This is a genomic window from Balneola sp. EhC07, from assembly GCF_001650905.1.
Classification (GTDB): domain Bacteria; phylum Bacteroidota; class Rhodothermia; order Balneolales; family Balneolaceae; genus Balneola.
Genome location: NZ_LXYG01000015.1, coordinates 176468 through 196723 on the forward strand (window position 1 = coordinate 176468; position 20256 = coordinate 196723).

Below are 20256 nucleotides of genomic sequence, written 5' to 3' on the forward strand. Positions count from 1 at the left end.
TTAATTTTTTAAGGATGAGTAATCTGAAATAAATCTTAGATACCACCTAAAAAGGCAGTACCTTTTTTTATTACATATTCTTAATGTATTTGCTAAAAAAAACTACGTATAATTTTTTGATATGGTTTCAATCATAAATTAGACTCTAATTTAAATTAAAATATATAGATGGCTAAATTCAAATTACTCGGATTTGCATTTATCATAACAGGCCTTTTTGCTTCTTGTGATCTAAGTGTACCCGAAAAACCGGACTTTACAACGGCGCACACGGTAGAAATACCAATAATAAATAATAAGACCTATGTATTTCTAGGGGATAGTACAGGGGCTTTAGTAGATTCTACAAGTGAAGATTTGGATTCTTTGTTTGTGGTTGATCCCACTAGCGGGTTAATTTCAATTACAACAGATGAAGAGTTTGATTTCGGTAGTTTGGATGACGCTGTTCCTGAAATAGATGGAACGAGTGCTTCTTTCAATTCTGAGGTTGGCGAAATTGAGATCGGCGACTTTTCATCCGGAGGGGGCGACTTAGGTTCCACTAACTTTGCAGAAATTACGGGTGGTGCTACTCCACCCCCCGGTACTCCTGTTCCTGCTGGTGATAACTCTGCAATGCCAGTTAATATAGATATTGGTGCAAGCTCGGATTTCTTTACAAGTGCAACTATCAGAGATGGTTCACTTGATATTGGAGTTACCAATGAACTTGGATTTGATATTCAAAGCTTAAATATAACTTTACTATCATCCGGGGTACAAGTTGGTTCAGTTGCAACTTTTAATAACCTTTCTAACGGTGCTTCTGAGACTGCAAGTATAGTTTTTTCGGAAGGGGATGAACTGAATAACATAACGGTTGATGTAGTTATAACATGGGATGCATTTAATTATCCTGCAGACGATGGTGACTTACTCATTAATACTGCAAGTGGTAACGATCTTTTTGCTTCCTCTGTTACAGCAAACCTTGAGCCACAGGATTTCAGTACAACGAGCACATCTACCTTTGATGATGCCGAATTCAGGTTTACTGACCCTTCTCATTATGTTGAGTTGAATGCAGGTCTGATTTCTGTAAATAATCTTGTTAACAATATGGGGATTGGGATAGAAACACTTGTGATCTCTTTTCCGGGAATCAGAAATGATGATTTTGGGGTAGAAGATAGCCTTGTGTTGAGTTACCCTTTTATTGCTGCAAATTCTACTGCAACTGATATGAATATTGACTTATCCGGTTATAGAATTTTTGCGGAGAATAATGAAGTTAGTTACAACATTGTAGCAGCTACTGAGAACACTCAGAGCGGACCAAACGCCGGTCCTGTTACAATTTCAGAAACAGATGAAATTACAGCTAGTGTTGATATTTCAGGTTTAACAATTGAATCTGCTTTTGGGATTGTACTTGCCCAAACTGTTTTACTTGGCGATAACGACGTTAGTAATGATACAGGATCAGAAATTCTTGATATTTTCAATGATAATGAGGCAGAGATTACTACTATAGATGGTTTAGATGATTTTTCTGAACAAATTGATGGTTTTAAATTTACTGAGCCAACGATAAACATCAATTACAATACCAATATAAAAATTGAGACCACGATCTATGCTGCTATGGTTGGAGTAGATGGAGATGGAAATAGTGTTTATTTATCAGGAAAGGCTGGAAGTCCTAACGAAGTTACTGCAGGAGATCCTATTACAGGTTTGGTAGCAAATGGACAACAATTACAACCTAGCCAATTAATCAAATTCTCAATTGACAATGTTAGTGATTGCCAAAATAATATTTGTCAGATTCCATTTGATATCAATACAACTAACGTAGATGATTTCTTAAATAATCTTCCAAGCGATATTCGATTTGTAGGAAGAGCCGTAGTGAACGAAAGTGAAAACGAAGCTTCCATTACTACACCGCTGGAATTTGACCCGGGGCTTAATGTAGACCTTCCGTTAGCTTTTAGTACTGAGCTTGGAAATCCTGCTAGTTTTACAGATACCACAGATATAAGTTTGGATCTTGGAGAAGACACTGATATAACAGAAGGACAGATATTCTTTTTATATACTAATGATCTTCCTATTGGGCTAAATGTCTTTTTATCGTTTCAGGATTCTACCAATACCGAATTATTTACATTACCTAATCCGGGCAATGAATATAGATTGGTTGCCTCCCCTGTAGATGATGTAACCGGATTTGCAACCGGAGGACCGGAAAACAATAGCTTTGTTGCAACTTTAACCGAGGAGCAGTTAAGACTGTTAAAAACAGCTGATATAGTTGAGTTTTCAATTAACCTCAGATCATCTGAAAACAAGGCTGTGAGATTGAGAGCAAGTGATTCATTCAGAATTAGCTTAGGAGCTCGGATAAAAATTGAAAACAAATTTGGTGGCAAATAGGGGACTATGAAAATGAAAAAAGTTTTAACAGTTAGTTTATTAGTTATTTTGGCGGCCTCTTTTGAGGGATTAAGCCAATCAAGACATTACGATTCCAGAAGTTTAGGGATGGGAGGCGGAGGAACCGCATATTTAGACGGGTATCATGCAAACTTTGTAAACCCGGCTAACCTGATGATCAATTCTACTAAGAAAAGACCTAAAAGAAGTTTAGGGCTTGTAGGTGGGGTAGGATTCAGAGCAGGTGGTACCTTAATAAACCTGGATGTTTATGATGAGTACTTTACACAAGGTTTAACTTTAGAAGGAGCTGTAGCAGAAAATATGCTTACTGACCTTTTTGGAGGAACAAGCTCTGACCTTACAAGGAATCAATCAACTACGTTTAGTATTGTTCCTTTTGGTTTCTCGAATCGAGGTAAAAAGTCAGCTGTAAGTTTAGCAACAAGAGTTAGAGTTACAGAAAACTTTACTATGAACAGAGGTTTTGCTGAGGTTGGAGTGTATGGACTTGATCCTCAGGAGTTGAACGATGTAACACCTGTAAACTTTGATTTTGGTGCAGTAGCTTTTTCAGAAATATCTGTTGGCTATGCTCGTCAAATATTAAGTTTGCCAAACCTTCTGTTTGCAAAAAATGTAAAGCTGTATGCAGGTGTAGCGCCTAAATATATTATTGGTATTCAAAACTCTACACTCGACTTCAATTCAAGTATTGAAATACAACGAGCTACAAATAGTCAATACGCAAACAGAATAATCCATGATTTCGATTATCGATTGAATACTGTGGGCAACGTATCAGCTGATTTAAGAGAATTTGAAGCAGCTTTTGAACAAGATAATTCAGTAACTCCGGGAGATTATTTAAGCGGCGAGTATGCCAACGTAAATGCTTCCGGGTTTGGCTTGGATATGGGAGCTACATTGGAGATGGATATTTCCGGTGTACCTATTATAGATGGGTTTTTCGGTAAGACTAAAACATTACGTGTTTCAATGTCTGTTACTGATATCGGAAAAATAACCTACGACCAAAACCCAACTTCGTTTGTTGCAAGCGGAAGATTTGATTTCACCGGTGCAGGCAATGATGACGAGCCCGGAGATTTTTACAGTGATCTTGCGGATAGTCTGAAAAATGAAGTCTATGGTGATTTTGATGCTCAGGATAATGAAGGTGTAGTATATGAACTTCCGGCTATGTATAATTTTGGAGCTTCTTTAACCATGGGAAAACTTACAACTTCTATTGATTACGGTGTAGGTTTCAACGAAAGTGGTAATAATTCTAAAAGAAGTACATTAAACCTTGGTTTAGAATACAGACTACTGGGCTTGGTACCTCTACGTTTTGGTACAAGAGTTGGTGGTTATTCTTCAACAGTGTACTCTGCCGGAGCAGGTATAGATCTTAACTTTTTGGAATTATCATTTGGTGCTTCTATAGTTGGTAAAGATACCGAGAATGGTGGTTCTGTTGCCGCTGCTTTTAGTGGACTGGTTCTGAGATTCTAAAAGAACTGGTTATGTTTTTAAAGGCTCATCTTTTTTAAAGTTGAGCCTTTTTTTATTTCAACTATTTTGAGTTAAACCTTTCCAGTGATATTTCGGAAGACAGAGGTGAGTCATCTATCAGAAATCGGGATATTTCGTTAGCCAGTAAACTACTGTAGAGTAAACCTTTCGATCCCAATCCTGTAAATACAGTACAATTCTCTATAGAAGGATGACGACCAATTATAGGCATTCTGTCAGGGGTAGAAGCCCTTACTCCAGACCATTGATCAATTAATTTATACTTTCCTTTAAGCTGAGGCATCACTCTAAGCATTCTCTTCTCTATATATTCCTTTCCCTGCAGATCGACTTCTTCATGAGTAAAGTTATGTTCGTAAGTACTGCCTGCCACAAAGGTCTTTGAATCTAGTGATGCAAAATATCCTAAAGCAGAAATAGCAGCTTTATAAGGAAAGCTATCTTCGCACTCAAATATGGCAACCTGACCTTTTACAGGATGGAGAGGTAGTCCTTTCCAGAAATCGAATTCTTTGGTTTTGATACCAGCTGTAGTTATTAAATGTTGAGCCTCAAATTGGGTGCCATCACTAAGTTTGAAATTCCAGTTACCGGACGAGCGATCAAGTTCAAATTTCTTGTTTTCCTGTACTTGTACTCCATTTTCTTTCAAATAACCGGATAAAGCCTGAAGATATTTTGGAATAGCGACCGTGATTCCTGTTGAAACCCAAACTCCACCATACTCAGATTGTAAATCGGGAAAACGGGTTTTAATTTCATCTTCTGAAAGCCATTCACACCAATCTTCAGGCCAATTGTTTGATTCAAGATTTTCCTGCATACGTCGGGCAATTTTGGAATCCATGGCAGGTCTCATTACACCGGATCGAGAAAATAATTTCTCTGAACTGTATGGGGAGACTTCCTTCAAATTTGATCTTATAGCCTCTAATGATTCTTCTGCTCTCCACGATTTCGTTGCAAATCGTCCGGTTGCAGGGTTAGCCAGTCCGATCGGAGACCCGGAGGCTCCACCTCCAATTCCAAGAGGGTCAATAACAATCACACTTACACCAGGAATAGAGCTTATTTCTTTAGCTACGGATAGTCCTGCTAAACCAGCTCCTAAGACGCAGAAGTCATATTTCATATCAGTTGTCCAAAAGAGGAATTAAGTAGTCCGACAAGATAAATTCTACACCGGCGTCGTACATTTCTTTCATTGCAATTTGTACTGAATTATCAATATCTATTCCTTTGATAGCATCGCAAATTAAATAGGTGTTATATCCGGATTTTATGGAATCCAAAGCGGTCCATTTAACACAGAAATCAGTAGCCAACCCACAAATAAAAACAGTACTAATATTTAATGAATCCAGATATCCTTTAAGTCCGGTGCTAGTGGCTTTGTCATTTTCAAAAAAAGCAGAATAGGAATCTACTTCCGGTCTGAATCCTTTTCTGATAATGATATTTGTATGAATGGTTTCGAGATCGGGATGGAATTCAGCTCCACGGCTTTCCTGTACGCAGTGATTGGGCCATAAAACCTGCTCTCCGTAATTCAGATCTATAGTATCGTATGGATCTTTGTTCATATGATTTGAGGCAAAACTTGTATGGTTATTGGGATGCCAGTCCTGAGTTTGAATTACATTTTCAAAAAAAGGAGACAGTTTGTTAATAGGTGCAACTACTTCATCACCATCGGGGACTGCGAGTTTCCCGCCCGGACAGAAATCATTTTGAACATCTATGATCAATAGTGCGTACATATCAATTCGAATTTGTTTCGATTAATTGATCTCTGAGCGATTTTAATTCACGACTGATTCCCACTTTATATACATGAGGATTATCAAATCGCTTATACTCAGGATTTAACTTTTGTAACTGTTGTTTGCAATACTCAGTACTTTCCTTAGCAGATGGAATATCAATTTCTATTTTTCCTTTTTGCATCACTCGTTCCATAATGGGGGAAGAGTCAAGATCATTAACCTTGGTTTTTTTAATCGGAAAATGTGGATGCTCAATTACTGAAAATTCATCTTCATGATTTAGTGAAATACCATCCGCATAGAAAGAACCATCTTTGTTGAAATACCTGGTTACTTTTTTGATTCCGGGGAGTGTTATTTTTTCTACATTTTCAGATATTTTTAAAGTAGGCCGGCTGTTAACAGAAGCCAATTTATAAACTCCATCCAAAGCAGGGTCGTCGTAAGCGGTTACCAGTTTTGTGCCAACACCAAAAATGTCAATAGGCGCTTTCTGGTCCAGTAAACTTTTGATCAGATATTCATCCAATTGGTTAGAAACGGCGATCTTAACATCTTTAAATCCTTCCTTATCAAGTAGCTTTCTTGCTTTTTTGGATAGATAAGCCAGATCACCACTATCAAGGCGGATTGCTTTTAATGAGTGTCCGGACTCTTCCAACTCTTTTGCTACGGTAATAGCATTTGGGATACCCTGATTCAAAGTATCATAAGTGTCTACGAGAAGTATCGTGTTTTCAGGAAAGTGTTCCGCATATGTACGGAAAGCTGTGAGTTCATCCGGAAAAGACTGAATCCAGGAATGAGCCATAGTTCCACTCACGTTCAAACCATGTACCAATCCAGCATAAACATTAGAGCTTCCATTTAGCCCGCCAATGACAGATGCTTTGCTGGCTTGTATACCTCCGAACCCTTGAGAACGTCTGAGCCCAAAATCAAGAACAGCTCTTTCACCTGCTACTTCACGAAGTCTCGAAGCTTTTGTAGCTATCAAAGATTCAAAATTCAGAATGTTAAGCAGGAGTGTTTCAATAATTTGAGCTTCAATTACATTTCCTTCTACTCTGACTAGAGGTGTATTATTAAATACAATTTCTCCTTCTTTGGCTGCGTGAATATCACAGGTTAACTCAAAGTTTTTCAGATATTCTAAAAATTCATTTTTAAAACCCTGTGAGCGTAAATAATCTATTTCGGTATCACTAAACTTAAAATCTTTTAGAATTTCCAGCAGATCACCTAGTCCTGCAAACACAGCATATCCACCTTTAAAGGGGAGTTTTCGGAAAAAATAATCAAAGCAGGCAGTATCTGATTTACGACCGGATAAAAAATATCCCTGAGCCATTGTAAGCTCATAATAGTCGGTATAAATGGCGGGGTAGTTTTTTAGCATATCTGTAATATTATGCCAAAATAAACAAAGACTTCCAGAAACTGAAAGCCTTTGATTTAATTCTTTAAAAAAAGAGTTATAAAATTTATGGCATGCCTCTGTAATTTCTACGCTCTATGAATTTCTTGATCTTTTTGTTACCGATCCAAACTTTTTGATTGGTTTGAATATTTACAAATTCCAGATTTACAGTGTAGAATACTGCAAGCGTTCTGCTGTCAACGGCTTCATCAACAATAGAGTTTATGTTTCCGATCAACATGAAGTCAGCACCGAGTTCCTGTCCTAATTTCTTAGTTGTTTCATAAGACGCATTGGCTTGCTGATCTAATCTTTCATCACGAATATCTGCACGTTCTTCTGAACTAGCTACCACAGAAATTTCCCCGGAGTTCACGAATGACCGCTCAAGTTCTTTAGTGAATACTTCGGTTTCGATATGCTCCATGCTTTCGTTGCGAACACGTCCTACAATTACCACAGGCGGTTTCTGATTGTTTCTGTTGAATTGATTCAGCCAAGGCTTTGATAAAGCATCAGTGATCATTTCTTCTGCTACCAAACGTGCATCGGTATCATTCCATTTGCCTGAAAGGTCTGTTGTTGTGTTAGGATTTATACGGGTTATTTTTTGAGATGGCCGGCATCCAACTAGTACAAAAGCTAGCAGCAATCCGGTTAATAGTGAATATTTCATAGTAGTAGGTTTTGTTTTAAAGTTAAGTTCTTAATTAGCGTAGATAGATTCTACCAATTCAAGCTCTGTGTTAGGAGTAATGGTTACTTCAAATTCATCGAAATATCGTACTCTTCCATTTCTCCCGATATATTCGATGCGTACAGTATTTATGCCTTCCGGAAGTTTGATGGTTTTCATCCAGGATTGTCCGGGCATTGTTTGCCAGCTTCTCAGATCCGCTTTTTCAGTGGTTTCCTGAGCTATAAAGCCTAAAATCTGTAACAAATCTCCCAGAAACTCATTCTTTTCTCTGACGGCTCCCGAAATTAATTTAGTGCCAATGGCTTTTGTGCTTGCACGTACTAAAGCCCTGGAATAAATAATCGGTTGCTTTGCTTTATATACTTCAGCAGACACTTTATCCATTTGCTCAATAAGGTCAAGTTGGGTGGTAATAGAATCATTTACTACAGCACGTACATAATTTACTTCGGAATGATATGTCTTGAGGACAGGGAATGAGAATTTTAAATAGAATTCATCATCTTTTTTATCATCGTAATCATCCATAAAGACCCGGGCATCTTCCTGAACTTTATAAGGTGCTCTCCCTGTAAAACCGGCAAGCAGTACATTATATGAATTCGGGTTCTGCAATTTTGATAGATCGCTTTTTACATGATTTCTACCTGAACTTAAATTAGCTTGTTCCTTTAAAGCAATTTCAAGTTTCTCTCTTTCGATGCGTGCATCATCAATATCGCCTGCTTTAGCATAAAGAACAGTTGAAAGATAATGTCCCATAGCACTATTCTGAATATTCACATCACCTGTTTCCCAATCTGTTTTACCTGTGGAATCGGATTTTGCGAAAGAACTTGCCAACCCTTTTATCTTTACATCAAGTTGAGTCATTTTGTGCGTCATCCGACGAGTTTCCACCAATGCCGCATCCCAATCCTGAAGATGAATAAAATTTAGAGCTTTAAATGCATTTAGGTATACATCTTCGTAAGGTTCGCCGTCATATACCAGCTTATTGTCATTGGTTAAAAAAGCACCGACTCCACGGCTCACACTTTTTGTGTAATTCTGATCGATTTCATTTTCTGCATTGGATAAATAAAAACTACTGGAGTCATATTTGTTTGAAAAGTGATAGATCATCCCGCTTTCAAGATTATATAAAACCTGATCTTTGGAGCGGTAGATATCTTTTTTCTTAAATTTCTTTAGCAGTTCTTCAGAGGATTGATAATCTGCTGCGGTAAAACTATCTCTTAGATCGAATTGAGCATCATCAAGCAAGTAAGAATGGCATCCTGTAAAAACAAGTCCGATCATTAAAAAGCAGGGAATACCCAATTTTTTTAACTCAATGAGGTTCAGTATGTAATTCCGAAGTTGTTGCAATCTAAATTAAATAAGTTGTTGACCGCTTGTTATATTAGCGAGATAAATCCCAAAACCATAGTACGATAAATCATTGAGATTGATACATCACATAAACGTGTTACTTGTTGTAACATTATTTTTTTCCTGTGCTACGCCCATTGCCCCAACTGGTGGTCCGGCGGATAAAGTTGGTCCCAAGGTAGAAGAAACCTCCCCAAGAACAGGAACCGTTAACTTTGATGGAAGGGAAGTCAGTTTCGAGTTTTCTGAATTTGTTAACAGATCTTCTTTCGAAAAAGAATTAATTATAGAGCCTGATCTGAGTATTGATTACGAAGTTAAATGGAGAAGAAAAACGGCTACCGTTGAATTTAAAAGTGATCTCCCTGATTCAACAACAGTGATCATAACGGTTGGAGGAAATACTACTGATACGCGAAGTAATAAAATTGGAGCGCCAATTCAACTAGCGGTATCAACAGGGGATGAGATCGACAAAGGTGAGATATTAGGTAGATTGCGAAACGCTGAGACAGGAGAAGCTCAAACTGGAGTAAAGGTTTTATTATACAGGGAGCCATTTGATCTAACTAAGCCGGCCAATTATTCGTCCGAACCTGATACCGGTGGAGTTTTCAGATTCGGGTATTTACGTGAAGGAAGGTACAAGGCGTTTGCTCTGGAAGACAGAAACAGAAATAAGATATGGGATGCTGAAAATGAAATTGCGCGTCCGTTGAATGCCGAGTTCATCACTTTATCTGATAATGGAAAAGACACGCTGGATGTTGCATACTGGTTTGAGGTAGACACATTAAAGCCAAAGCTACAGGCCATAGGCTTGCTTTCTACTCAGCGAATGAGATTGCGTTTTGGGGAAGAAGTCAGATTTACGCCACAAACAAGTATTTCAATTGAAGACTCATCCGGAAATGAGTATACAACAGCTTTCCCTCTTTATATTCCTGAAGAGGAACCATTTATCGCTTTTGCATATGCAAGGCAACCGCTAACTGCCAATTCAAGTTACAGACTGAATATTACCGGAATTTCAGATCCTTCGGGAAATGAAGCAATAGGCCTGGAAGAAAGCTTTTTAGGAAGTGATCAGGAAGACACGGTAAGTCAGGATATTTTAACTTTTAATGGTGAAAACGGTCTTTATCCTGATCAAAGTTTGATTGTGGAATTTATTCGTCCAATTTCGCAACAGGAAGTTGTTGATTCCACGGTAGTAATTGAAGGAGATGTAGATTTTAAGAATTGGCCGAATATCACTGTTCAGGATAATAAACTCACTATTCCGCCACAGCAAAATTGGTTAGAGGGTGTAGATTATAAATTCCTTGTCTGGAATCCCAAAAGCAGAAGACGTCAACTTATTGATCCTAATATCTGGGATCCGGTTAATTTTGGGGGCATTGAAATCGATGTAACATCTCCAGATTCAACAAAGGCATTCAGGCTTCAGTTATATGATGATAAGAATACATTTTCAATTGATTCTACCTTCTCGAATTTTATCTCAATAGAAGATATACCTCCCATAAAATATACATTGGTTCTATTTCAGGACATGAATGGAAATGGGATCTGGGATTACGGTTCTGTTGATCCCTATATAAAGCCGGAGCCTTACTATATTCAGCAAAACATTAACATCCAGCGTGGATTTACTTCAGAAGTAAAAATAGATTTTAGATAATGGACGCGATTAAAGACTTGATACCGGAACAGTACTTGATACTTGTATCCATCGGGATAATTCTCTTTTTAACAATATTAGCTGCAGCTGTATCAGCCAGACTTTTCAGAAGAGCAATTAAGATCTCGGAAAAAGAAGAGGGGCTTTCAGATCTCACCAACTTAAAATTCCTGAAAAGAGGAGTAACCGTTCTGATCTATTTGGTTGGGATCGGTTTTTCAATCTACATAGTTCCTGAGTTCAGAGTGGTTGCAAAAGGGATGTTTGCCAGTGCCGGTTTATTGGCTATTGCCATTGGTTTTGCGGCTCAACAAGCGCTTGCGAATATTGTAAGTGGTATTTTTATAGTCATTTTTAAACCGTATAAAATTGGCGACAGACTATCACTGCAAACTACTTTAAATGGAGTTGTAGAGGACATCAACCTAAGACATACTGTTATTCGTAATTTTGAAAACAAGCGCATTATTATTCCTAATTCGGTAATCAGTAACGAAGTGCTCATTAATTCGAATTACGGAGATGATAAGATCATAAAATGGATCGATCTCGGTATTAGCTACGACTCTGATATTGATCTGGCTCGAAAAATCATGCAGGAAGAGGTAGAAGCTCATCCCAATTTTATTGATGGCAGAAATGCTGAACAAAAAGAGGCGGGAGAACCTTTAGTACCGGTCAGAGTTATTTCTTTTGGGGATTCATCCGTAAACCTCAGAGCCTGGGCATGGGCAGAAGATCCTCCGAAGGCATTTGTATTGGGAACAGATCTTAATGAAAGCATCAAAAAACGTTTCGACAAAGAAGGAATTGAAATTCCGTTCCCATACAGGACATTGGTTTATAAAGAGAACAAGAATAACAAAAAGATATGATGAGGGTGGGTGTACAATTTTTCAAATCAGGAATATGTGTAGCATTTTTAATGGTCCTGACTACGAACGTTAATGCACAGCATGAAATTAGATCACTTAGCACCGCTGAAGTTGAAAGTTGGATGAAAACCAGAATCGAAACTCATAAACTAGAGAGAGAATATAGGGCTAACGCAGAGAAGTATGACAGTGTGGTAGAAGCTTACTTTAAAGCCAGAGATGAATATCTGGTGAAGAATGGTTGGGATGTTCAGGAGTTTAAAGATATTGAAAGCGCGATCTATGATACCATAACCGGTATAGACGAACAGGAATCCATCGACGAAGAAAAAAAAGAGTTGCAATCTGAGGTAGACGCAGTAAATAAGAATGAATATTTAACTGCTGAGCAAAAAAAAGAGATCGTGGACGGAATGTATAAGGTTTTTGAAATACGCCAGGAAATGGTGGATGCTACAAAGCACAATTGGCCCGCAGTAAAACCATATCGTGAGAAAATAAGAGTGCTAAACGATTGGATGGCCGGCAATATCTCTGACCCGCCAACTATAGAGTGATTTATTATCTCATTTCTAAATAATCCTAACTAAGTAAGACTAAACATTTACAGTCGCTCTTAGTGCTTGTTTTATTTGATGCTTTTGCTATCTTGAGGTTCAATTTTATGCGACGTCTTATAAGATAACCTGTGTTGTAATTAATATGTTATGTGTACAATTAAAGCGATATGATTTTACTTCTTCACCATCCTGTAAACTTCTTAATTCAGAATAAAGACATTATAGATGTTCTCCTGAATATTCTTGACACTATTATTTTAATACTAGCTACAGTTCTCTCAATCTATGGATTTAGAACTTGGAGAATTGAATTAAAGGGCAAAACAAAATTTGAGCTTTCTAAAAATATAATAGCCACTGCCTACAAAATACGAGATCGTATCAATCAAGTACGAAATCCATTTGTATCAATTCATGAATTTAAGGACAGAGAAAAAAAAGGTTACGAAACTCAGTATCAAGAAAGAGCCTCTGATTCATTTTTTGCATTTACAAATAGATTCAATGAACTCCAAAAACAACTTGATGAGTGGTATTCTTTAAAAATTGAAGCAGAAGCTATATTTGGAAAAGATCACAGGCAGTTGTTAGACAAATTAGACGAAATTTGTTCTGATTTATGGTGGGCAATAAAGTTATTTCATGAAAATAAGTATCACAATAACTTTGATGATACTAAACACAAAAAATACGAAAACATCATATATGGTATTTATCCTGGAAAATATGAGAAAGACACAGGTTTAGACAACACTAATGGTGGATTTCAAGAACGCTTTAATAAAGTTATCAATGAAATACAGAGTAAATTTGAAACACATTTATAAAGTACAGATAACAAGTGTTTCAAGTCGGACTCGTTTAGGGTTCGAAACTTTAATAACTAAACCAGACTCACCGTTTAAGCGCTGGGTCGTTAGGTGCTTACTAATGAAGAAATTGTCAAAATTATTATCATCCTCTTTGGCTGTTATTTCTTTATTGCTTTTTTTTTGAGTTGTAAAGAGCATGTACCTGAGTACATTTCATTAATACCTGATTCTGAATCTTTTGAATATTTAACTCCACAAGATTGGGCTAATGTTCAGACTGATACTACAATCATCGATTTTTGTATGATAATGATAATGATGCCATTTTATCCATGGTAACAGATATCCTATATACTTCAAATGGGATGTATTGGATTTCTGACTTAACCACTGGAAAACTTTTCGAGTTTCATTCAGATGGAAAATTTAATCGTGAATTGTTTAGACGAGGAAAAGGCCCATCTGAAATACTGAGGCCGGTTTCACTTGCGTTAAGTCAAACTTCCGATATCTATATTTTAGATACTGACCAGCAGTTGATAATGGTCTCAGATACTAATGGTGTGGAAAAAACTCGTTATCATTTAAAGAATTTACCGAATTCATTTGGTGGTAATAAGTTAACCATATTAAGTAATAACGAATTACTTTGGCCTACTTATCGCCAACCTTATGTTTTGTCAATACGTGATTCTTTGGGAAATATTCAAAAGAATTTAATTAAACGTTTAATACCTCAAGGACATCACCCAAGTATGCATAATAATATTACGTATGACATTGTCCCGTCTAAAAATATCTTATTATACGCATATCAAGGCACGCCAATTATTTTTGGGAATATCGATGGTAGAAAAATAATGATTAATCTAGAACCTGAATCTGAATTAGATGAATTGAATACAACATTTGACCTTCGTCCAATTAATGAAGCGACTACCGTTTCAGTTTTAATAAGAGAGATTTTTTATAAAGACGATATGATCTGGGTTGCATATAAATCGAATTTATATGAAATACCACTTGATCGAAGTTCAGAGATAATCAAGCATACGTTAGTTGACCACAAAAGAGAACAGGTTTATTATCAACCTGTGTTTAATACAAAATCTGACATATTTCTAGTTAATTATAATAAAGCTCAGATTTATAAATTTCCAATATCAAGAAACTAAACCAATTAATTTCTGCGAATAACAAGCGTTTCAAGCGGACTCCCCGAATGCTCGGGGCAGGCTGGTTCGAAACTTTTTTAATTTTAACACGACTCGCCGCTTAAACGCAGGGTCGTTAGCTATTTTAAATATGCCCAAGCTTATTCTTTTACTTTTAATGGTATTCTCTTTTGCTTGCACTGAATCAAAAGAGGATTTTGATACTTCTCCTTTTGGCGAACCAAAGTTTATTCCCTACACACCTTTTAGTGATCTAATTGATGCTGTATTAGTATTTCAAAAAAAACATGGAGAAATGCCAAAAGAGCTATCCTCGTTAAAAACACTGTCTCGCCAAGACTACATTGACGCGTGTATAACTGATGGAATTGAAGATTCTATATTGGTTGATGATACCCATTTAAATTTCTTTTCTGAGTCCGGTTCAAGTTTTAAAATTATTCCATCTGGTTTGGAAATACATTTTTTATCTAATGATTCTGCATATACAATTTTGGGAGAGTGGAGCGAAAGTCTCTACTCATCGGACTTTGATGCTTATACTTTTGCGACATTTGATATTAGTGTTATGATCGAGAAAGGAAAAGGAGTTATGAAACTAGACCTTGATTCTAATAAAACAGTAATCACTATTGAAGAATTAACGGGTAGTTATGGGCTTTATCCCGCCCGGGAATTTCATATAATAAATGAGAAAACCACTTATGAAAACACTGAGCTCCTTTGCTTTGAAGAGTAATGAGAAAATGCCTAAAAAGTGTTTTAACTTAGGGTACAAAGCTTTAATAATTAAAACCAGACTTGCCGAATAAACGCCGGGCCGTTATGTTCTTCATTTACGTCCCCATTCTTTCGCTATAAAATTTATTTGATAATGTTCGCATATATGCTAACTTTAAGAAATGCGCGTTATCAAGTTTTACCGAACAAAAACCGGGAATTGTCCTGTCGAAGATTTTTTACAAAGTCTTCCTGATAAGCAATCCAAGAAAGTGGCCTGGACACTTCGTGTTGTTCGTGATTTAGAACAGGTTCCCGCTCAGTATTTGAAGAAGCTTAAAAGCACCGATGATATTTGGGAAGTTCGTGCAACGCTTGGAAACAACACTTTTCGATTGTTGGGATTCTTTGACGGGCCAAAACTAATTGTATTAACTAGTGGTTTTGCTAAGAAGACAAATAAAGTCCCAAAACAGGAAATTGAGACTGCCGAAGAACGTAAACATGATTATTACCGGAGGAAAGAACAATGAGTAAAGATGATTTAGAAATTTTTATTGATCAAAAGAAAGCCGAAAGCCCGGAGTTTGCTGAAAACTTTGAGGAAGGATACCTCAATTTCAAGATTGGAGTAATTCTTCGTCAGGCCCGTGAAAATATGGGAGCAACTCAGGCTGATGTCGCCGAGAAGTTGAACACCACGAAATCAGTGATTTCCAGAATGGAAAATCATGCCGAGGATATTAAACTTTCTACGCTTACCAAATATGCGAAGGCATTAGGTAAAAAAGTGAAGCTCGAAATCCAGTAAATTCAAAACATAACAAGGCGTTTTAGCCTCGTTTCGTAGCTCCGCTGCGGAACTCAATATGGGAGCTCACCTCCACATTTTTTATCAATAGATTATTCGATAATCATTTTACAGCTTCTTATTTAATAAGGGGCTTTTTTTTGGTATTTTGGAATCGCTTCCATGAAATCATAATTAAAGCATACGTATGTCGATCAAGACAGAAAAAAAATCTACAGAACTTAAAGAAGATAAGTATCCATTTAGCTTAACAAAGCCTCATAAACCTACACATAAGGTTCGTTTTGTAACGGCTGCCAGTTTATTTGATGGTCATGATGCCAGTATCAATATCATGCGTAGAATTTTGCAAAGCAGTGGGGTAGAGGTTATTCATCTCGGCCACAATCGCTCTGTGCATGAAATTGTTAATTGCGCTATTCAGGAAGATGTTCAGGGAATTGCCATTAGCTCGTATCAGGGTGGGCACGTTGAGTATTTCAAATACATGATCGAATTGTTGGAAGAGCAAGGAGCGGGACATATCAAAGTATTTGGTGGCGGCGGCGGAGTGATCGTTCAGGATGAAATCGACGATCTTCATAATGCAGGAGTTTCCCGGATCTTTTCTGTGGACGACGGAAGTGAAATGGGATTGCAGGGAATGATCAATTACATGATCCATGAGTGCGATTATGACCCGGTTACAAAAACTGAGATAGATATTGAAAAAGTACTCGATAAAGAGCCAAAAGCGATTGCAAGAGCTATCACTGCGCTGGAAAACGGAAATGGAGAGTTATTAAGTTTCTCTGATAAACAGCTGTTAAAGGAAGACGGAAAACCTCTTAAAGCAAAATCTGAGAAAACGATTCCTGTACTGGGAATCACAGGAACAGGTGGTGCAGGAAAGAGTTCATTGACAGACGAAATCGTATTACGCTTTCTAACAGAGTTTGAAGACATCACCATCGGAATTATTTCTGTAGATCCTTCCAAAATTAAGACAGGAGGAGCGCTGCTTGGTGATCGCATAAGAATGAACAGTATCGACACAGAACGCGTGTATATGCGAAGTCTGGCGACCAGGGCGTCGAACAGAAGCACAAGTGCAGCTCTTACAGGAGCAATTGAATTGTACAAACAAGCTGGTTTCGATCTGATCATCGTAGAAACCAGTGGAATTGGTCAAAGTGGTACTGAGATCGTAGATATATCAGATATACCAATTTATGTGATGACCAGCGAATATGGTGCAGCCACACAGCTAGAGAAGATCAATATGTTAGATCTCGCTGAAATTGTGGTGTTAAACAAATTTGAAAAGAAAGGTTCGTTAGATGCTTACAGAGATATTCGTAAGCAAATGATTCGTAATCGTGGCGAATGGCATGCTAAACCTGAAGATATGCCGGTGTATCCAACGATAGCTGCTCAGTTCAATGACAAAGGAGTTAACAATCTGTTTGCTGCTATTGTTGAAAAGATCAACGAAAGATACAGCTTTGAATGGGAGCCTAAACTCTATACCGATGCTTCACCTGCAGAAGATATTCAGGCCCAGGCGATCATTCCCGGAAAGAGAGTTCGTTATTTAAGTGAGATTTCAGAGACGATCAGAAATTACCATGATTGGGCAGAACAACAATCTGAAATAGCCTCCAGATTATCTGAGGTTAATGGTACGCTGAATCAACTAAGTAATTGGAAGCCAGATAATAAAGAATTATTGGAAAACGATCTTTCGAAAATGAAAGAACACTGGATCTCTAAGTTGGATGTGGCTCCAAAAAAGATCTTAGATGGTTGGGATGATCTGTATGAACGATACAAACAAGAGACTTTTGATGTAAAGATCCGAGATCGGGTTATCAAAAATGAATTGTACAGAGAATCTTTAAGCGGTTTAAAAATTCCTCGCGTAGCAATGCCGGATACCAAACACGAAGGAGAGAGGCTTAAGTTTGCATTAAAAGAAAATCTCCCCGGTTATTTTCCGTATACCGCAGGTGTATTTCCATTCAAGCGCGAAGGAGAGGATCCAACCAGAATGTTTGCAGGGGAAGGAACTCCGGAGCGAACCAATAAGCGATTCCATTTTGTTAGCGAAGGATTGGAAGCAGCACGACTTTCCACTGCATTTGATTCAGTGACATTGTATGGAGAAGATCCCGGTTATCGTCCTGATATTTACGGAAAGGTCGGTAATTCAGGTGTAAGCATTTGTACACTGGATGACATGAAGAAACTTTACTCCGGTTTTGAGCTTACCAAGCCAACTACTTCTGTATCAATGACTATCAACGGTCCGGCACCAATGATCTTAGCTATGTTTATGAATACAGCTATCGATCAGGAAGTAGAAAGATATCTGAAGTCAGAAGGGAAATGGGAGCAAGCGATCAAGGATGTTAAAGCGAAGTATGAGAAGCTTGGATTACCGGTTCCGAAGTACTCAAATGAGATTCCTGCAGGGAATGATGAGTTCGGTTTAGGTTTACTTGGAATGACAGGCGACGAAGTTATTGATGCTGAAACCTACAATCAGATCAAGGAAAAAACACTTTCGTCAGTTCGTGGAACTGTTCAGGCTGATATCCTGAAAGAAGATCAGGCGCAGAACACTTGTATTTTCTCTACAGAATTTGCTCTTAAAATGATGGGAGACATACAGGAATACTTTACAGAGCACAAAGTTCGTAATTATTACTCTGTTTCAATCTCGGGATATCATATCGCTGAAGCGGGAGCCAATCCGGTCACCCAGGCTGCACTTACACTGGCAAACGGATTTACTTATGTGGAGTATTATTTAGCTCGCGGATTAAATATCGATGATTTCGCTCATAATCTGTCGTTCTTTTTCAGTAATGGATTAGATCCTGAATATGCAGTGATCGGGCGTGTAGCGCGTCGCATTTGGGCGGTAGCGATGAGAAAGAAATACGAAGCCAATGATCGTTCTCAGAAGTTGAAATATCATATTCAAACCAGTGGTCGTTCGTTGCATGCGCAGGAGATTCAGTTCAATGATATCCGTACTACATTACAAGCATTATTAGCAATTTATGATAATTGTAATTCATTGCACACCAACGCTTACGATGAAGCAATTACAACACCGACTGAAGAGTCTGTACGTCGTGCATTAGCTATTCAGATGATCATTAACAAAGAGATGGGAACGGCGAAAAATGAGAACATCAATCAAGGTTCTTATTTCATTTCTGAATTGACCGATATGGTGGAAGAAGCCATTCTTACCGAGTTCGATCGAATCACGGAACGTGGTGGAGTTCTCGGAGCAATGGAAAGTATGTACCAACGCGGAAAGATCCAGGATGAAAGCCTGTATTACGAAACCAAGAAACATACCGGCGAACTGCCGATCATCGGCGTAAATACTTTCCTGAAGGAAGGAGCCGGTGAGGAAGAGCAAAAGCCGATCGAGCTGATCCGTTCTACTGAAGAAGAGAAGAAGCAACAGATCGACAACTTAGAAGCCTTCTGGAAACGAAATGAAGACAGAAATGCTGAAGCTATTGAGCGCTTGAAGGAAGTTGCCCGAAACAACGGAAACTTATTCGATGAACTCATGGAAACCGTGAAAGTAGCTTCGCTGGGACAGATCTCTCATGCTTTGTATGAAGTTGGTGGGCAGTACAGGCGTAATATGTAAAGACCGTCATCCTGAACTTGTTTCAGGATCTTTGTGAAGTTTAGGAATTGGTAAACCTCACGATATCCAAAATTCATACTTAGGATGCCCCATTTGCGAGGAGGCCTTGGAAATAGTGAGGGTTTTAAAATACCCGACGCGGCAATCTACTCGAATAAGACTGTCTCATTCCGCGGCGTATGCCTGGAATCTGGATTTAGCTTAAAGCTTTGAACTAGTTTAAGCAATACGCTTGTTTATTATGCTTTACCGCACCAGCGATACGCTGGCGCCAGGTTGGGGAAGCTTTCTAGTCTTTATTAATTAAGATCTCTCTGTAAATTGCGAGTGGACTTATAGCAATTTTAGGGTATGAAGGAACAAAGAAAAATTTTTCGAAATTCTCAAATGAGTCAAATACATTTCTAAAAGCTCTGTCATAAGTTTGCTCTTCAGTAAGATTATCATCAAGTGAGTCAAATTCTTCGTTCGGATTTACTCTATCATCTACTTTTTTAGGAGCAGAAGTAATAATACCAATTATAGATAATTTTATATTGGGTTTAGAACCATATGTATAGATTATATTCTCAAAATTTCCATCGACGATATATTTTTCTTTTAAGTTTGATAGAATTTGAAAATCAATTCTTTCTTTAAACGGAAGAAGCCTAAAATTTAATCTATTTGGAGAAAAAGTATCCAAGAATATTTTCATTCTTTCTATATAATCTTCATCTCGTAAACTTATTCCAGTAAGGG

At 37.7% G+C, this 20256-nt stretch carries 16 protein-coding genes and 1 pseudogene; 11 read left to right on the plus strand and 6 right to left on the minus strand.

Annotated features, from left to right (window positions below; genetic code table 11):
* The first annotated feature begins 168 nt into the window (after positions 1-168).
* Positions 169-2421: a hypothetical protein gene (locus tag A8B79_RS07400; RefSeq protein WP_066220323.1), complete on the plus strand. Its 2253-nt coding sequence runs from the start codon at positions 169-171 to the stop codon at positions 2419-2421.
* A 6-nt stretch (positions 2422-2427) separates the two neighbouring features.
* Positions 2428-3939 carry a DUF5723 family protein gene (locus A8B79_RS07405; RefSeq protein ID WP_235603620.1) on the plus strand — a complete coding sequence of 504 codons (1512 nt, stop codon included), beginning with the start codon at positions 2428-2430 and terminating at the stop codon, positions 3937-3939.
* 61 nt (positions 3940-4000) lie between these two features.
* On the opposite strand, the gene A8B79_RS07410 is transcribed toward A8B79_RS07405, so the two are convergent.
* The 5 genes from A8B79_RS07410 to A8B79_RS07430 all read right to left on the minus strand — a co-directional run bounded on the left by A8B79_RS07410 (position 4001) and on the right by A8B79_RS07430 (position 9148).
* Positions 4001-5092, minus strand: coding sequence for an NAD(P)/FAD-dependent oxidoreductase (locus tag A8B79_RS07410; protein WP_066220326.1), 1092 nt, complete (start codon positions 5090-5092; stop codon positions 4001-4003).
* A gap of 1 nt (position 5093) precedes the next feature.
* Positions 5094-5720 (minus strand): bifunctional nicotinamidase/pyrazinamidase, encoded by a 627-nt coding sequence (gene pncA / locus A8B79_RS07415; RefSeq protein WP_066220328.1) that lies wholly within the window; start codon positions 5718-5720, stop codon positions 5094-5096.
* Position 5721: 1 nt separating this feature from the next.
* The gene (locus tag A8B79_RS07420) at positions 5722-7125 is read right to left on the minus strand and encodes a nicotinate phosphoribosyltransferase (protein ID WP_066220331.1); all 1404 of its coding nucleotides are present in this window, start codon (positions 7123-7125) and stop codon (positions 5722-5724) included.
* Between the two features lie 85 nt (positions 7126-7210).
* A complete protein-coding gene (locus tag A8B79_RS07425) occupies positions 7211-7822 on the minus strand; it encodes a penicillin-binding protein activator LpoB (protein WP_066220334.1) in 612 nt (203 codons plus the stop codon).
* Positions 7823-7852: 30 nt separating this feature from the next.
* Positions 7853-9148, minus strand: a complete 1296-nt coding sequence (locus A8B79_RS07430; protein WP_066220336.1) for a hypothetical protein — start codon at positions 9146-9148, stop codon at positions 7853-7855.
* Positions 9149-9296: 148 nt separating this feature from the next.
* Here A8B79_RS07430 and A8B79_RS07435 point away from each other — a divergent pair, with 148 nt between their 5' ends.
* The 9 genes from A8B79_RS07435 to A8B79_RS07480 all read left to right on the plus strand — a co-directional run bounded on the left by A8B79_RS07435 (position 9297) and on the right by A8B79_RS07480 (position 19515).
* Positions 9297-10904 (plus strand): Ig-like domain-containing protein, encoded by a 1608-nt coding sequence (locus A8B79_RS07435; protein WP_161485150.1) that lies wholly within the window; start codon positions 9297-9299, stop codon positions 10902-10904.
* Positions 10904-11779, plus strand: coding sequence for a mechanosensitive ion channel family protein (locus A8B79_RS07440; protein ID WP_066220342.1), 876 nt, complete (start codon positions 10904-10906; stop codon positions 11777-11779). The genes A8B79_RS07435 and A8B79_RS07440 overlap by 1 nt, the downstream gene beginning before the upstream one ends.
* A 50-nt stretch (positions 11780-11829) precedes the next feature.
* Complete coding sequence (locus A8B79_RS07445) at positions 11830-12336, plus strand: hypothetical protein (protein ID WP_153038387.1); 507 nt, start codon at positions 11830-11832, stop codon at positions 12334-12336.
* Positions 12337-12506: 170 nt separating this feature from the next.
* Positions 12507-13166, plus strand: coding sequence for a hypothetical protein (locus A8B79_RS07450; protein ID WP_066220348.1), 660 nt, complete (start codon positions 12507-12509; stop codon positions 13164-13166).
* Between the two features lie 284 nt (positions 13167-13450).
* Positions 13451-14326, plus strand: coding sequence for a 6-bladed beta-propeller (locus A8B79_RS07460; protein ID WP_066220354.1), 876 nt, complete (start codon positions 13451-13453; stop codon positions 14324-14326).
* Between the two features lie 130 nt (positions 14327-14456).
* The gene (locus A8B79_RS07465) at positions 14457-15065 is read left to right on the plus strand and encodes a hypothetical protein (RefSeq protein ID WP_066220357.1); all 609 of its coding nucleotides are present in this window, start codon (positions 14457-14459) and stop codon (positions 15063-15065) included.
* A 163-nt stretch (positions 15066-15228) separates the two neighbouring features.
* Entirely contained in the window at positions 15229-15579 is a 351-nt protein-coding gene (locus tag A8B79_RS07470) for a type II toxin-antitoxin system RelE/ParE family toxin (RefSeq protein ID WP_066220360.1), read from the plus strand.
* A complete protein-coding gene (locus A8B79_RS07475; RefSeq protein WP_066220362.1) occupies positions 15576-15857 on the plus strand; it encodes a helix-turn-helix domain-containing protein in 282 nt (93 codons plus the stop codon). Before A8B79_RS07470 ends, A8B79_RS07475 begins: the two co-directional genes overlap by 4 nt.
* A 187-nt stretch (positions 15858-16044) precedes the next feature.
* Positions 16045-19515: a methylmalonyl-CoA mutase family protein gene (locus A8B79_RS07480; RefSeq protein WP_082894105.1), complete on the plus strand. Its 3471-nt coding sequence runs from the start codon at positions 16045-16047 to the stop codon at positions 19513-19515.
* A 289-nt stretch (positions 19516-19804) separates the two neighbouring features.
* Here the strand turns inward: A8B79_RS07480 and A8B79_RS16145 are convergent.
* Positions 19805-20256 (minus strand): annotated as a pseudogene (locus tag A8B79_RS16145) (hypothetical protein); the annotation flags it as partial.